This window comes from Metallosphaera javensis (ex Sakai et al. 2022) (assembly GCA_021654415.1).
GTDB classification, from domain to species: domain Archaea; phylum Thermoproteota; class Thermoprotei_A; order Sulfolobales; family Sulfolobaceae; genus Metallosphaera; species Metallosphaera javensis.
Map to the genome: position 1 here is coordinate 1,935,020 of AP024487.1, position 14,612 is coordinate 1,949,631.

Here is a 14,612-nt window from a genome sequence, read left to right on the forward strand (position 1 = left end):
AATCATAATTATAAAATGTGGAAGTCACATACGAATTTGAAACGAGCAAACCCAGTAACGTGGTTAAGGAGTACCTATCCAATCCGCACAACCTCATGAAGTACGTCCCAAGCTTCAAGAGTCTAAAGGAGACTGAGGAGGGCTGGGAACTTCAGGTCTCATGGATGATAACGGTCACGCTCAGGGTGACAATGCAACAGTCCAGGGACGAGATAACTTACCTCATCAAGAAAACCCAGGGACTTGTGAAGGTAAACTCATACCTGCGCTTCCTCATCCTCCCCACCAGGGACAGGACCGTGGTGAGATTAACCTTCTTTTACAGGGGACCCTTTGAGAGGGTTGCCAAGAGACAGACTGAGGAATTCTATAGAAGGGGCGTGGAAATATTTAAGAGGGATCTGGAATCGATCCCCAGCGAGGAAAGAAGGGAAGAACGGGGAGTTCCTAGCAACGTTAAGCTACTTCTGGGCATGAAGACCCTCCTCTCTAAACAGGTGGGAAAGGATCAGCTAGATGAAATTCTGGAGCAGGCCATGCTCTGGAGCGTGAATTCACAGGTGGTTGTACTCGTCTCGGACGGTTCCAGAAAAGTGGAGTTAAGGTTTAGAAATGGGGACCTTGAGAGCGGTGGAGATTTGTCGGAACTGGGCGACATGATCACGGTAATTGTGAAGGGAGAGAAAGGAGGTTAACCAAATTATCCTAGGTTGCTAACTAGCTCATGGATCCCTTTGAATACCTTGAAAACCTAGATGATCCCAGGACGAAGGAGTTCATTGAGGAGGAGAGCAGGAGGTCCTCCTTCCTTCAGGAGAGGGCGAAGCTCCACTACCAGTCCATCCTTACGAGGCTTGTTGAGGAGAGGCCCATCGCGCTGGTGGGTATAGGAAAGGGACTGGCCATCCTAGTCAGATCTAGAGAGGGAGTTCACGCTGAGATCAACGGAAACGTGGTTAGGAGCGAGAGGGAACAGGATATTTTCAACTCTCTGGAGAAGGTGTGGAACTCGGACCTCGTGAGAATAGGAGTGGGAATTACTGGGTCTGACCAGGGATATTCCCTCCTGGTGGACGAACACGGCCAAGTGATGAGGAGAGTCCAAGGACTAGTTAATCAATTCTTCTATCTGAATGGTAGGTTATGTTACGTTAAAGAGTACAGAACAGAGAGCTCCCCAGACGGTGTACCTCCTGCTGTGGAGAGGATATTCTGCGAGGAGGAGATGCTCCCCTTCTACCCTGGGAGGGGTGAATGGATATCAGTTAAGGCAGAGGGGGATAACATTCTCCTGGTGAGGGGAATAGGTTGGAGCAAGAAGGTGATCTATCGAAACTTCGAGAAAATGGATGAGGGTGATATCACCTCTTACGACATGAACGGAGGAAGAGTACATTACGTCAAAGGAAATTCCCTTGTTCGGGATGGAAAGGAGTTATTCACCCTAGATAGGCCAGTCCTGGACATGAAAGTGATGGATGACGGAATTCTGACCCTTGAGATTAGGAATTACAGAACCTCTCTCGTGAAGTACTCCGAGGAGGGAAGGGAGACCTGGAGTTACACGCGGGATCATATACTTTCCTTTGACGTTGTGGAAAACGAGATCTATGCGCTGGAGACCTCATTCAACAAGTCCTATGCCATTTTCAAGATTAAGGATGGGAAGGTAGAGGTTCTGAAAAGTGGAAGAGAGGAGAAGCTCACAGTGAAGGAGGTATACGTACAGGGAGACGTCCTTCTGCATGGGTTCCTTCTTACCAAGGGTGGAAACAGGGGAGTCGTGGTTTACGGTTACGGTGGTTTCTCAATTCCCTTGTTGCCCAGCTATAATCCTCTCTTTCTCGAGCTAATGGATTCAGGTTACTCCGTCCTGGTCACAAACCTCAGGGGAGGCTTCGAAAATGGGGAGGAATGGCATAAGGCTGGAATGCTCAGGAACAAGATGAACGTGTTCAAGGACTTCTCAGAGTTCCTCCAGGTCGTGAAGATGATGGGAGGGAGAACCATAGCCATGGGTGGAAGTAACGGTGGACTGCTGGTGGGGGCAACCCTCAATCTCTATACCCACCTGGTTGACTGTGGGGTGATAGGGTATCCAGTCCTGGACATGTTGAAATTCCACAGGTATCTGGCGGGGATGTACTGGGTTCCAGAGTACGGAAACCCTGAAACTGACGCTGATTTCCTTCAGTCGTATAGCCCCTACCACAACCTGAAGAAGGGTCTTCCACCTACCCTGGTGTACACGGGGCTAAATGACGATAGGGTCCACCCCATGCACGCACTTAAGTATGTGGCCAAGTCCAGGGAGCTGGGGAACAGGGTTTACCTCTTCGTGAACAGGAGGGCTGGACACAACCTGAGCAGGCCTGAGGCTAGCGCTGAGGAGATGTCCGTGATAGTCTCCTTCGTGGAACAATGTCACTCGCTGGATTCCTCCTTCCAGAACTTCACCATGAAGATGTAGATGGAGAGGGCCCATATGACCGAGATGATGGTAAGTATCAATCCCACGGTGAAGTCCTTTAACGTGAGATACACACCAAAGACTGTGAGGAAAAGGAGCCCGGAGACCACGTAAAGTAACTCCGTTCTTTCCATTCATTCTCACAAAGTCCAATCTATGACGGTCTTTATCTCCCCTGGGATCTTCTCCCTCAGGACCTGTGGAGCCTCCTCAACGCTAACCCTCTTGGTAATCATCCTTTCAAGGATACCTGGATATCTGGACTTCCACTCCATGAGCAGGTTAACCCCACCCTCAAAGTCGGCCTTTGACGCGTTTACGCTTCCAAAGATGAGCACGTTATTCTCTACTAGGGCTGTTACATCATCCGCTGTAAGCTGATATTTTTCCAGTCCCGTTGTCCCGAAAAGGATAACCGCCCCGTTTTTCCTTACTCTGGAAAGGAGCGGTACGATGGCCGAGGGATGACCAGACGTATCCACGAGAAGGTCGGGCTCAAGATCCCCATGTTCCGAGGTGTTAACGAAGGTCGCACCTATCCCCCTGGTGATCTCGCTTTCCACGTTGGAAGGAGGCCTTCTGTTCGCCACTATTACCTGAAACCCCATGCTTCGGAGACCCATGGAGAACAGGAGACCAATGGGACCGCTTCCCAGAACCACAGCCGTTCTACACGAGTAGGTGGAATCGTCGCATCTCCACCACATCCTTCTCTGAAGATATTCCATCTCTGTAAGTGCCTTAACCACATTGGAGAGAGGTTCCAGCAGAACTCCCTCTTCTCCCAGTTCCTTAGGGATCTTCACAAGATATCTTGGGTCCTCAAGGAACTGTTCCCTCATGGTTCCGTGAGCTCCCCTGATCCCTATTTCCGTGAATCTCCCGGTCTCGCAAAAGTCCTGTCTCCCCAGCATACAGTTTAGACACGACCCGCATCCCCTCCTTACCACAGGTACCACCAGGTCTCCGGGACTGAACTCCCCGAAGCCCTTTACCACTTCTCCCAGGGTCTCGTGGCCAAGAACTAGAAAGTCGTATCCTTCAGGAGGTCTGGCAAAGGTGAGCCTACCCGTGACCAGACCCCTATCCGTTCCGCAGAGTCCGTTAAGCTTAGTCCTCACCACTACCTTCCTGTCTACAGATTCCTTCAAAGAGATATCCTTGACCTCAACTCCTTCATTGGGTGGTCTTACAATAATTGCCTTCATAATAGAAATGTCTCCAACTTGGCTTTATCTTTTGGGGGAAACCCGAATGTGGGGCACTTCAACTTTATCACGCCCTTCCCGTAAAGGCCCACTTGCCCATTTCCCTCACATACTCTGCCAGATCTCTCAAACTGTTGAAGGACGCCGTCTGGAGGTGGAGGTACTCATATCTGGCCACGTCCTCCAGCATCTTCTTTCTCAGCTCATCAGCCCTTCTTGAACTGAGAAGGTCCTCCAGCCTGTTTCTGGTGAGGTTACCTATTATTTCCCCGTTAACATCATCCGGGTAGGGCAGGTCACCGTTGGGATATACCGTGATGGCATAACTCGTTAACTTGCTGGGAAGTTCCCCACCCACAGCACGTATAAATCCCCAGGAGTTGTTTAGAGTTGAGCCGTACTTCTTCTTGAGATAGGAGAGAACCTGGAAATACTTCTCCCGGTCTGGGGCCAGCTTAACCTTGGAGTCCGGGTAATCCACTGCAGGCATTAGGAGGATCTTGTAACCGCATTCCCTGACCTTTCTCACCTTCTCCTCAAGCTTATCGATGTTATACCTTGTGACCACGGTCTGAACGTTAACTTTCAGGCTATATTCCCTGAATTTGCAGAGTGTGTCGAATGCCTTTACGTTCCAGTGATACTCGTCAATTGAATAGTGGAGAAAGTCTATCCTCTCGGATAACTTGGTCAGAAAGTCCGGATCGTTCAGCTTGTATCCGTTGGTGGTTAACATCACGTAAAATGAGCCGTCGTGGGCGTACTCTAGGAGTTCTAGGATGTCTGGCCTGGTCGTGGGTTCTCCCCCTTCAAAGGATAAAACCACCACGGTGGACCTCAAATTGTCAATGACTCTCTTGAGCTGTTCAGTACTTGCCTCCTCCAGCGTCCCGGAGTAGTAGGAGGGATTACAGAAGGTGCATCTGAGGTTGCAGTGGGAGGTTACCTTGAACGTGGCGTAGGCGACGCTGTACCATTTCCCAAGAAGCTGAGTGTTTATGAACCACTTTATTGCCTTGAGGTTCCTGTTCAAGGAACCACCCCCATGCTTTCAAAAACCATGAAAATTGTTATGCCAAGAACATTTAAAATCTTATTATCAAAGATTTGATTGAGTAATGAGACTGGAAAGTATATTACTTATTGCGAAGCATTCTTGGTATGAAAATCCAAGAGATTACTCCGTTCGCTCTCTCCTCAAAGGAAAAGGGATCTGCCACCTGGGCCTCCACCATGATTGTGGTGAGGGTAACGACCAGTGATGGTATGGTGGGATATGGAGAGGCCGTGCCTACATTAAGGGTAAAGCCAGTATTCAGCGCAATTCAACAGGTGAGTAAGGGCTATCTGGGAAAGGAGGTGGAAAGCGTTGAGAGAAACTACCACGAATGGTATAAGCAGGACTTCTACCTGAGCAGGTCCTTTGAGTCCGCCACCGCGACCAGTGCACTGGACATTGCGCTCTGGGATCTGGTGGGAAAGGAACTGGGTGCTCCCCTTCATAAGTTACTTGGAGGGAAGTTCAGGGATCATGTGCCCGTTTACGCCAATGGGTGGTATAAGGATTGCGTAACGCCGGAGGACTTCGCCAGGGAGGCAAAGGAAGTGGTGAAGATGGGATACAGGGCCATGAAGTTCGATCCCTTCGGTCCCTATTACGACTGGATAGATGAACGTGGACTTAACCAGGCTGAAGCTAGGGTGAAGGCAGTAAGGGAGGCAGTGGGCGATGAGGTTGAGATCATGATTGAACATCACGGGAGGTTTAACGCCAACTCGGCTATTGAGATCGCAAGAAGACTTGAAAAGTACAGGCCCCTGTTCGCTGAGGAGCCTGTTCATCATGAGGACGTGGAGGGATACAGGAAGTACAGGATGCACTCTAACCTGAAGGTGGCCATGGGTGAAAGGCTTGTGAGCCTGAAGGAGACCCTTCTTTACCTGAAGGAGGGACTGGTGGACGTGTTACAGCCCGATCTAACCAACATTGGGGGAGTTACAGTGGGCAAGAAGGTAGCGTCGCTGGCCGAGGCCTTTGACGTTGAGGTTGCCTTCCACAACGCCTTTGGTTCCATACAGAACGCTGTGTCCATTCAGCTGGCCTCCGTTATTCCCAACCTGCTCCTGCTGGAAAACTTCTACGACTGGTTCCCCCAGTGGAAGAGAGATCTGGTGAAGAATGGAACTCCCGTGGAGATGGGAAGGGTCAGGGTTCCAGAAAGACCTGGAATTGGGGTGGAGGTTGACGAGAAGGTGTTAGAGGAGTTGAAGAGCGATCCCGTGGCACTGGACGTGGTGGAGGAACCCGTGTGGGTTGTGGGAGGGACGTGGAGAAACTACTAGCGTGGAAAGTGAAATGGCCACATTTCGTCATTTCAGTCATGGTTTCAGGTTAAGTGGAGGGAAGCGTTAACGTAGAATGTTTCAAACCTTCCGGTTAATCTCTCAAGGATCTTACCAAGGCCTCCTAATTGCGATCTGTACTCGTTAATTGCCCCAATCTTGGTTTCCCTGTGCTTACATATGTCCACCCTAACCCTTCTCCAGTTTCTAAGTTGAAGCAGTTCTATTTTTCTAGTTCCCCTGGGAAGCCAGATCAGGTAGAACCTTGCCGGGACACCTAACCTCATCACAATCCTTCCCACCTCCGAATGATCTGGATGACCATCGTGGGGAAGGGGTGAATAGACCACCGATGGGTTCCAGGCCCTCATCAGGTCCCTAAGAGCATACTCCACTTCGCCTGCCTTGAGCCTTACATGCGCATCCTCAAATCCCAGGAAGGTTACATCACCTGGTTTTAGCCCGAGCCTGCCCACTGCCCTGTACAGCTCGGATTTCCTGAGCTGGACGAGCTCATTCTTCCCCCTTAAATCCTCACGTGGTGCCCCGTATCTTCCGTCCGTAACCACTGCAACGTGAACTTCGTCACCCCTTCTCACATAACGCAGAATTGATCCCCCACAACACAGGGTTTCATCATCCGGATGAGGCGCGATGACGAGAACCTTCAACTCAATTCCTGTCACGGGATCAAGATAAAAGGGTTTACCTGTTGAAGGACCTGGAGACCCTGCTCACCCTTACCCTGTAGACCACTGCAGAAATGCTCCACACGGCCACGAACACAGACACGATGAAGATGCCCACATAGCCCCACTCCGTCCCTCCATTAACCCATGCAATCCAGCTCCAGATTCCTCCCTGAAGGTCCAGCTCAGATTGAAGGAGGCCCAGAAGCTCCAGTGAACCTATCAGGAAGGCGACCATTACCGAGATCACGGTCATGGTGAGGTTATACCACACCTTTCTGAGGGGGTCTCCAGCGAAGGCCCATCTGTACGCCCCGTTCATGAAGAATCCATCCGTGGAGTCAATGAGTGTCATCCCTCCTGCAAACAGGGCTGGAAACAGGAGGGCATACCACACTGAGACATTGCTGAACAGCCCGGAGGAGGTGGCGGTGATCGCCAGAAGCGCGGTCTCGGAGGCAGTATCAAACCCGAGCCCGAATAGGAAACCTATGGGATAGAGGTAATACTGATTCCTTATTAACGAGAATAGCCTCCTGAAGTACCTTCCCATCAATCCTCTCTTCTGCAGTACGTTCTCCACCCTTTCGTTGTCCACCTCTCCCCTCATCATTCCCTTGTACAGTTGATATATTTCTAGGGCAACGAAGAAGTTCAGGAAACCCAGCAGGTAGAGAACTCCCCCGCTCACGGAAGTTCCCACAATGGAACCTATCCTCTCCAGACTAGGTATGCTTCCCTCCACCAGTCGCGTGGTGAGCACTAGTCCTAGGGAGAGGAGGAAGACCACAGTGGAGTGCCCCAGGGAAAAGAACGTTCCCACCAGTAGTGAGCTCTTTCCCTCCTGCGTCAGCTTCCTCACGGAGTTGTCTATTGCTGCAAGGTGATCTGCATCCACCGCGTGCCTCAATCCGAGGAAGAACGCGAGAACTCCCAGCGAGAAAAAGGAGACAGAGGATGATCTTGCCTCCTGCGAAATCCTTACAAGTTCAAAAAACAGGATCGCGATCACGGTCAGGTTCAGGACGTAAAATACACCAATTTTACTCCTGATCATGTGGCTGGATAGCCTATCCATATTAAAAGGATTTCGCTACGGAGAGGTGGTAAGACCTGCTCATCAGGGATGAAAGCAAGTTACGACGTTTTGAAATGATGGACTGTCAAATTCCTTTCCAGGTGGGATTCCTTGAGAAGGCAACAGCTCCAGGACGTCAGTATACTCCCGGAAGGGAAAATGTCTTGGCCATCTTATTGATGGACTCAATTTCTGCCAGAGCCACCTTGTCCCAGGAGGAATAAATTTCAGGGAAGATGACGTTGACCTCTCCTTGCTTCAAGCAGAGGGATGCCATACCGGTTAAATTGTCCTCTTCCACAGTGCTGACACCCTTAACTCCCTGATATACCTCCCTTATGGCGGGCGTATCATATGCAACCACGGGAGTGTTCAGAGCCAGCGATTCCAGTACCACAAGGGAGAAACTGTCGTAATGGGAGGGGTACAAAGTGAACTGTGCTCCGGCAACCATCTCATACAGATCCCTCCCTGTCTTGAAGCCCAGATACTCCACGTTAACGTTGAGCCTTTGAATAAGTCTCATGAAATCCTCCTCATCCTTCTCGTCCAGGAATTGACCCATGACATATAGCCTCATGTCTCTGCGCTCATTCACCTTTTTCCAGATGAGGGGGACATCAAAAAGTCCCTTCTCCGGGATCAATCTGGTGAAGTAAACGGCATAATCCTCCTTTTCCCTTCTGAATCTCCTGATGCCAGGGTCTATGGCGTTTCCAGGAATTGTGACGTCGTACGGAATTAAGCCATTCAGACCTGAATAGGCGAGGGGTACCCTACTCACGGAGATGGTGAAGTTCAACTTTCTTGCCCTTATCAGGGATAACCAGGTTCTCTCCTCCCTCCTCGATTCCTGCACGGCCCTCTGGAATCGATCAAGCGCCCTTCCCGTGGGACCTCTAAACTTGATCCTGAAGAGGGTGGAGAGATCCCTATAGAACGGCTCCAGTTGAAGCTGGACTCCCACTGGAGAACTTGTCAGCTTTGAGGCCAGCTCCACATTTTCCCCCGAGTTGCTGTAAACGAGGGCCATGTCATACTTATCGCGGTTCAATCGTTGTGTGAACTCCTCCTCCGAGCTGGCCTCCCTCACGGCATCCAAGGAACTCCATGCCCCCAGATCCCTCAGGATGGAGAGGAGCTCATCCCTGTGCCCATTCAGGGCCAGCCTCACGTTCCTCAGGGAGGGCACGATATCCATGTCCAGATAAGAGGGCAGTCTCCTCATCATCTCTAGGTTTCTCTGATATCCACCGCTGTGTTCCACGAGGCCGAAGTCCACGATCGCGAGAACTTTCAAGTTAGAAAAGTAGAGCAAAAAAGGGTATAAAAGATGAGCAGAGGATCACTCAATCCAGATCCTAGATACCTCCTGAATCCTGTCGAAGTCGGAATCCTCCGTTAGTATTCTCTTTATGGAGTTATTCAGCATCACCGCCACGTTAGTACTTAGGTAAAGTTTTTATCTTGGTATTACTAATATAGAATGTGGAGGAATTAGAGAAGGCTTACAGGGAGGAAAAGAATGCTAGGATAAGGCAGAGAATACTGGGGGTGAAGATGTACCTCGTGGACGGGTTCAGGGAGTACAGGGTGGCCGAGGTCCTCGGGGTTTCGTACTCAACGGTGAAGAAGTGGGTCGCGAAGTACAAGAGGGGAGGGGTCGGAGCGTTGAGGGATAGGCCAAGGTCGGGTAGGCCCAGGAAGTACTCCAGCGAGGAGGTGAAGAAGGTGCTGGAGACAAGTCCCAGGGAGCTGGGATACAACCTGGAGGGGTGGACCATGAGGGCGCTGAACGCTGAGCTGAGGAAGAGGGGGATAGTTTACAATAGGTATCACCTTTACAGGGTAGTGCACCAGCTGGGGTACGGTTTCGTGACGCCCAGGCCGGTGAACGCCAGGGCCGAGGTGGAGAAGCACCGCGATTTTAAAAAAAGTGAAGGAACTGATGGGACGCAGGATAGCGTTCTTCGATGAGACAAGGGTGGTGGTGGGCACCACGGTGAGGAGGTGCCTCGCCAGGAGGGGTTCCAGGCCCAGGATCAGGGTGAACCTGGGCTTCCAGCACTTCTACGTCTTCCTCGCCCTTGACGCCATTTCAAGGAAGGTGCTGTACACCCTCTACAACTCCCTCTCCAGCAAGAACATGAAGAGCTTCGTTTACAGGATGGAGAGGAAGTGGGGCAGGGAGACCAAGTACCTCGTCCTTGACAACCACTCCTCCCACAAGACGGGGGCTATCCTGGACCTGTTCAGGAGAAGGGGAGTGAGACCCGTTTTCACCCCAAAGTACTCGCCAGAGCTAAACCCTGTGGAGAGGATCTTCAAGGACCTGAAGTTCCACCTTGCGAACAGGTTCTTCAACAACGTGGAGGAGGCAAGGGAGGAGGTGAGGAGGTTCTTCGAGGAACATCACGATCAGTTTAATCTTGATGTGGTCCAATATCTGGATTTAGATGAAATAGAGGTAGAAAACAATGGATAAAAACTTCCACAAAGTACTAGTGAAGGGCATCGGAGGGAGGAATGGAGTACCTTAGCATTATTCCCTTACCCACCTCGTACTCCCTCAGGGTAATGGGGAGCAGGGTCACATAGGGTAGAACGAGCTGATCCAGGAACTCCACGGTGTCGCTAAAGTCAACCTGATACTTTTTCCTTGAGACGTAAATAACCTCATCCAGCACAAGCGCGTCCAGGGCAAGACTCTCGCTGGACAGAAGTTTCAGATAGAACCTCTTTACCGGATCCACATTTAGGTTAAGATATACGAGAAAGTTTGCGTCCAGAAATATCAATCTTGGAACTCCTCTTCCAGGGAGAGACCCTTCAGGTCTCCCAGTTGTGCCTTCCTTGCGTAGGCTATCTTCCTGCCATGTTCCTCAAATTTCCTCTCAAGTTCCTTAAAGTCAACGTTCCTCTCCCTCTCCAGAATTATTTTTCCGTCCTCGACCCTCAGTTCGAGGGTGTCACCCTCATTGATTCCCAGGAGATCCCTCACACTCTTGGGGATTATCAAGTACCCCTTCTTCCCCACTTCCACCCTGATGGTCAAACTGGCTTCACTAGGGTTTAGCTGGTCAAACTGCGCTAAAAATGTTTCGTGTCGAGAGACCTGGGGATTGGCAGGCAGGATGTAACCCGGTTTTTACCTTGAAAGATATGCGACGGCAAAACTTTGCGGAAAGCCCCTGCGCACCAGGCAAAAACCAGTTTAGAGCCTTAACCACCACTCCACCAAGTAACGGGCTATTCTCATGAAGTGATCCTCCCTTTTCTCCACCTCTCTCGTCAAGCCGGGATCACCACCATACGTCCTGATCCACTCTTCAACCATTCTCGCGTTAACCTCCACATGAAACTGAAGGCCCAGAGCACGCCTGAAATAGAAGGCCTGGAAGTATCGGTTACTGTATGCCAGAAGCTCTGATCCCTCAGGAAGAGAAAAGGTGTCCCCATGCCACTGAAAAACCTCAACCTCGTGCAGTTCCGCCAGTCTTCCCGTGAACCTCACCTTTCCAACACCAACTTCCGGGCCTAGACCACCCTTCACAACTGTGCCACCCAGCGCGTGGGAAAGTAGTTGGGCCCCAAGGCATATCCCTAGAACTCTCTTATTCTCCTTGATGGCCTTCCTGATCAGTTCGAGTTCAACCCTGAGCTGGGGATACTTCTCCATCTCGTATACCCCCATGGGTCCTCCCAGTATTATCAGTCCGTCGAACCTTTCCCCACCCGTCAGGTTTTCCGCGCTCATCGTGATCATATCTATCCCCGATCCCAGAAACTGTTTTAAAGTGCCTAATCCTTCAACCGGATGATTTTGTATCACGATGTACGTAGGCATGTGACGTTCATGGCCCACGCATTAATATCTGTAAACGCATTATCGCTGAACTCTTTTCAATCTTGAACTAAGGAGTCAGGTCTATGGCTAAACATTGCGTATGAATTGCTTAACAAGATTGGAAATCTAAAGCCTCCATCATTTACCAGATCTAGCGTAAAGCCTTTCCTTAACTGAGCGATTTCAGTTCCTCTTTAAGTCTCTCGGCCAGGAGTTCAACCTCCCTCTCCCTGATATCTGAAAAATATTTCTCCACAAGTTCGGGAATCTGGCTCACCACCTCCACTAGATCCGCTTTCACGTCCTCCTTTCTCCTATATCTAGAGAAATCAGGCTCGAAGCCGTTGTATTGATATTCGTGAAGATCCAGTGCCTTCTCAACTAAAATATCAATGTTTATCCCAATTCTCTTAAAATAATTTGACAGCATCTTCATTGAGTGGGTGGGAACCAGGTGCCCTTTCGTCCTCAGCCAAGCCTTCTCCTCGTTACTGCCCAGTTCTATCAGTTTGCCCTCATACCTGACCACAAGCGCAGAGAGAAGTGACTTCACCGAAGAGAACGCCTTTCCTGCCGAATTCCTTGTAATCCCCTTCTTAAAGAGGTCAATGGCTAAAATGGAATCGTTAATAGCCTCAATGACCCTAGCTAGAACGTAACTTTCATCGACATTTACTAAATCTCTCTCCACGAATTATAATTCCAGTTTAAGTTTAAAAACCTGTAAGAGATGTGTTATGGCCATTCAGGTATCCATTGCAAATTGTAATTAGTTAATCTACGTAAGACGATCAAAATTAATCTAACATTTTCAGTAATACTTTAAGGGGAACACGATGTCATACCATGAGCAAGGTAACCATAGAATCGCGATATCAACCCCTTCTGGAGTTGATTCGCATCGTGTTCGACCCCGTATTTTCTACACCGGCTCATAAACCTGTTGAGGAGGTAGAGGAGTTCGCGATGTGGGAGGCAGAGGAGGTAAGCCCGAGGTACGAGAGGGGTAAGAAACTGAAGAGGAGGGGATACCCTACATTACCGTGTATTTAAGGAGCCTTTAACGTGATATACGCAACAAACCGAACTAGGCCCAGGATAAGGTTTGATGAAACAACCTGCGATGGAACCTTACGTTTTGCTTTTTAGGAGTTTTAACTACAATATAATACAATGAATCCAAAAAGAATTTTCGACTTAACCGTAACCCTCCAACCCTTCATGCCTGTATGGCCCACCAATCCCATGGTAGAGATAAGGCCAGTCGGGATAATGAGTAGGGACGGATATAACGTGGAAACAATCTCCTTTGCCACACACACTGGAACACATATAGATGCTCCCTATCATTTCGACGAGTATGGCGTTACGGTGGACAGGATTGACCTAAATATCCTGGTGAACAGGGGCTACTGCATCTCTCCCAAGATAAAGGGTAAGGAGATCACCGCAGAGGCGCTGAAGGAGGTATGGAAGCCTGAATATGACGGAAAGACTATCCTCATAAGGACGGGATGGGACAAGAAGAGGGCCTTCACCAGGGAGTTCCTCTATGACTTTCCCGGACTATCGCTTGATGGGGCAGAATTCATCATGTCGCGAGGAGTTAAGCTGGTAGGTATAGACACTCTGGGAATTGAGCCATACGATCACACGGACTTCAGGGTACACAAGAAACTTCTAAGCAGTGGAGTTATAGTGATTGAAGACTTAGCTAACCTAGAACAACTGGAAATTGGAAAGGAGTATACGATAGTGGCGCTACCAATAAAAATAGGGAAGGGGAGCGGAGCCATGGCTAGGGTAATTGCTGTTGAAGAGTAACTTGGGGAATTGTTGTGTAGGGAACCTTTAACGTGGAATGCGTAACGTACCTGAATAGACCTTCTCAAGAATCATCAAATCCGAAGAGATCTGATTGTCATTACTTATTTTAAAATCCTCAGATTTTAAAAAGCAATCCTAGAAAATGCTCATAAACAAATCATTTTAAACTAGTTCTCGAAACTTTCGATATGAAGCTGAAGGTAGGTGATCAGGCTCCGGATTTCGAGGGCGTAAACGAGAAGGGGGAGAAGGTAAGACTCTCGGACTTCAGGGGCAAGTATGTTGTTCTATATTTCTACCCCAAGGACGACACTCCGGGATGCAGGGCGGAGGCTCTGAGCTTCAAGGAGAACTGGGACGAGATCCTGAAGAGAGGGGCCGTGGCGATGGGGGTGAGCGGAGACTCACCCGAATCCCACGTGAGATTTAAGGAGAAGTACGGTCTTCCCTTCACCCTGATCAGCGATGAGGGAGATAGAATAAGGGAGCTCTACGGAGCCAAGGGGCTTCTAATTCCCGGGAGAGTAACCTTCGTGATTGATCCGGAGGGAAAGATAAGGTTGATCTATTCCTCGCAGATGAATCCAACCTCCCACGTTAAGGAGGCCCTGAAGGTTATCCCTCCCACTCCACTCACGTGAGGGTTAGGCCAGAAAATTGGTAATGATATTAATCGAAACAGAAACCTTAATTTAGTCAGCCTTCAAGATTGACTTATGAGAACCGATATTCTCGTGTTTCTGGCCTACAAGTATGCCAAGGACGGCAAGAAGGAAGTGATCTGCAGGGAGATGGCGGACAGGAGGTTTGTGATCGTGTCCAGTAAAAAGACCACCGACCTGCTCCTTTACTTGATCTCAAGGAATATTGGCCTTGAATCAGTGATGTACGTTGTGGACTCCAACACTCACGTTTCCTTCTCCAAGGCGGAGGACCTTAACGCGTTAATAAGGGAGATCTCCATGACCATGTATGACGACGACAATAAGACCTTCCTGCAGAGACTGGAGGATGACGGATCCTTCTTCTTCATAACCGAGCGGAACGGAATATACGTTCTCAAGAGACTTGAGTCAGAGGATTTCTTCAAGATGTGCACTGGAGAGGAGAAGGGAGGATCTCATCCCCATGTATAGGAAAAAGTGTTTTT

The 14,612-nt window shown here is 49.6% G+C and carries 19 protein-coding genes; 9 read left to right on the forward strand and 10 right to left on the reverse strand.

Annotated features, from left to right (window positions below; translation table 11 throughout):
• Positions 1–17: 17 nt before the first annotated feature.
• The gene (locus QVC96_RS10850) at positions 18–695 is read left to right on the forward strand and encodes an STK_08120 family protein (RefSeq protein WP_238027008.1); all 678 of its coding nucleotides are present in this window, start codon (positions 18–20) and stop codon (positions 693–695) included.
• A 29-nt stretch (positions 696–724) separates the two neighbouring features.
• The gene (locus tag QVC96_RS10855; protein ID WP_287689253.1) at positions 725–2,470 is read left to right on the forward strand and encodes a prolyl oligopeptidase family serine peptidase; all 1,746 of its coding nucleotides are present in this window, start codon (positions 725–727) and stop codon (positions 2,468–2,470) included.
• On the opposite strand, the gene QVC96_RS10860 is transcribed toward QVC96_RS10855, so the two are convergent.
• The 3 genes from QVC96_RS10860 to QVC96_RS10870 form a co-directional block, all read right to left on the reverse strand.
• Positions 2,425–2,604 (reverse strand): hypothetical protein, encoded by a 180-nt coding sequence (locus tag QVC96_RS10860; protein ID WP_238027013.1) that lies wholly within the window; start codon positions 2,602–2,604, stop codon positions 2,425–2,427. The genes QVC96_RS10855 and QVC96_RS10860 overlap by 46 nt on opposite strands.
• A gap of 6 nt (positions 2,605–2,610) precedes the next feature.
• Positions 2,611–3,678: a glucose 1-dehydrogenase gene (locus QVC96_RS10865; RefSeq protein ID WP_287689254.1), complete on the reverse strand. Its 1,068-nt coding sequence runs from the start codon at positions 3,676–3,678 to the stop codon at positions 2,611–2,613.
• 67 nt (positions 3,679–3,745) lie between these two features.
• Complete coding sequence (locus QVC96_RS10870; RefSeq protein ID WP_287689255.1) at positions 3,746–4,711, reverse strand: radical SAM/SPASM domain-containing protein; 966 nt, start codon at positions 4,709–4,711, stop codon at positions 3,746–3,748.
• Between the two features lie 128 nt (positions 4,712–4,839).
• Between QVC96_RS10870 and QVC96_RS10875 the strand changes: the two genes are divergently transcribed.
• Positions 4,840–6,021, forward strand: a complete 1,182-nt coding sequence (locus tag QVC96_RS10875) for a mandelate racemase/muconate lactonizing enzyme family protein (RefSeq protein ID WP_287689256.1) — start codon at positions 4,840–4,842, stop codon at positions 6,019–6,021.
• 44 nt (positions 6,022–6,065) lie between these two features.
• Here QVC96_RS10875 and QVC96_RS10880 read toward each other — a convergent pair whose 3' ends face one another.
• The 3 genes from QVC96_RS10880 to QVC96_RS10890 all read right to left on the reverse strand — a co-directional run bounded on the left by QVC96_RS10880 (position 6,066) and on the right by QVC96_RS10890 (position 9,088).
• Positions 6,066–6,692, reverse strand: a complete 627-nt coding sequence (locus QVC96_RS10880) for a PIG-L deacetylase family protein (protein ID WP_238027061.1) — start codon at positions 6,690–6,692, stop codon at positions 6,066–6,068.
• Between the two features lie 34 nt (positions 6,693–6,726).
• The gene (locus QVC96_RS10885) at positions 6,727–7,767 is read right to left on the reverse strand and encodes a HoxN/HupN/NixA family nickel/cobalt transporter (RefSeq protein ID WP_238027063.1); all 1,041 of its coding nucleotides are present in this window, start codon (positions 7,765–7,767) and stop codon (positions 6,727–6,729) included.
• A gap of 157 nt (positions 7,768–7,924) precedes the next feature.
• Positions 7,925–9,088 carry a glycosyltransferase gene (locus QVC96_RS10890; protein WP_287689257.1) on the reverse strand — a complete coding sequence of 388 codons (1,164 nt, stop codon included), beginning with the start codon at positions 9,086–9,088 and terminating at the stop codon, positions 7,925–7,927.
• A gap of 188 nt (positions 9,089–9,276) precedes the next feature.
• On the opposite strand from QVC96_RS10890, the gene QVC96_RS10895 reads away from it, so the two are divergent.
• Positions 9,277–9,765: a helix-turn-helix domain-containing protein gene (locus QVC96_RS10895; RefSeq protein WP_238027283.1), complete on the forward strand. Its 489-nt coding sequence runs from the start codon at positions 9,277–9,279 to the stop codon at positions 9,763–9,765.
• Positions 9,737–10,273, forward strand: a complete 537-nt coding sequence (locus QVC96_RS10900) for an IS630 family transposase (RefSeq protein WP_287688834.1) — start codon at positions 9,737–9,739, stop codon at positions 10,271–10,273. Before QVC96_RS10895 ends, QVC96_RS10900 begins: the two co-directional genes overlap by 29 nt.
• 16 nt (positions 10,274–10,289) lie before the next feature.
• On the opposite strand, the gene QVC96_RS10905 is transcribed toward QVC96_RS10900, so the two are convergent.
• The 4 genes from QVC96_RS10905 to QVC96_RS10920 all read right to left on the reverse strand — a co-directional run bounded on the left by QVC96_RS10905 (position 10,290) and on the right by QVC96_RS10920 (position 12,326).
• Positions 10,290–10,586, reverse strand: coding sequence for a type II toxin-antitoxin system VapC family toxin (locus QVC96_RS10905; protein WP_287689258.1), 297 nt, complete (start codon positions 10,584–10,586; stop codon positions 10,290–10,292).
• Positions 10,583–10,843, reverse strand: coding sequence for an AbrB/MazE/SpoVT family DNA-binding domain-containing protein (locus QVC96_RS10910; RefSeq protein ID WP_238027066.1), 261 nt, complete (start codon positions 10,841–10,843; stop codon positions 10,583–10,585). Before QVC96_RS10910 ends, QVC96_RS10905 begins: the two co-directional genes overlap by 4 nt.
• 159 nt (positions 10,844–11,002) lie before the next feature.
• Complete coding sequence (locus QVC96_RS10915; protein ID WP_287689259.1) at positions 11,003–11,635, reverse strand: type 1 glutamine amidotransferase; 633 nt, start codon at positions 11,633–11,635, stop codon at positions 11,003–11,005.
• Positions 11,636–11,804: 169 nt separating this feature from the next.
• Complete coding sequence (locus tag QVC96_RS10920; RefSeq protein WP_287689260.1) at positions 11,805–12,326, reverse strand: PaREP1 family protein; 522 nt, start codon at positions 12,324–12,326, stop codon at positions 11,805–11,807.
• Between the two features lie 155 nt (positions 12,327–12,481).
• On the opposite strand from QVC96_RS10920, the gene QVC96_RS10925 reads away from it, so the two are divergent.
• The 4 genes from QVC96_RS10925 to QVC96_RS10940 all read left to right on the forward strand — a co-directional run bounded on the left by QVC96_RS10925 (position 12,482) and on the right by QVC96_RS10940 (position 14,598).
• Entirely contained in the window at positions 12,482–12,688 is a 207-nt protein-coding gene (locus QVC96_RS10925; protein ID WP_287689261.1) for a hypothetical protein, read from the forward strand.
• 120 nt (positions 12,689–12,808) lie between these two features.
• A complete protein-coding gene (locus QVC96_RS10930) occupies positions 12,809–13,459 on the forward strand; it encodes a cyclase family protein (RefSeq protein ID WP_287689262.1) in 651 nt (216 codons plus the stop codon).
• Between the two features lie 191 nt (positions 13,460–13,650).
• Positions 13,651–14,103 (forward strand): peroxiredoxin, encoded by a 453-nt coding sequence (locus QVC96_RS10935; protein ID WP_287689263.1) that lies wholly within the window; start codon positions 13,651–13,653, stop codon positions 14,101–14,103.
• Positions 14,104–14,178: 75 nt separating this feature from the next.
• Positions 14,179–14,598, forward strand: a complete 420-nt coding sequence (locus tag QVC96_RS10940; protein ID WP_287689264.1) for a hypothetical protein — start codon at positions 14,179–14,181, stop codon at positions 14,596–14,598.
• The last annotated feature ends 14 nt before the right edge of the window (positions 14,599–14,612 follow it).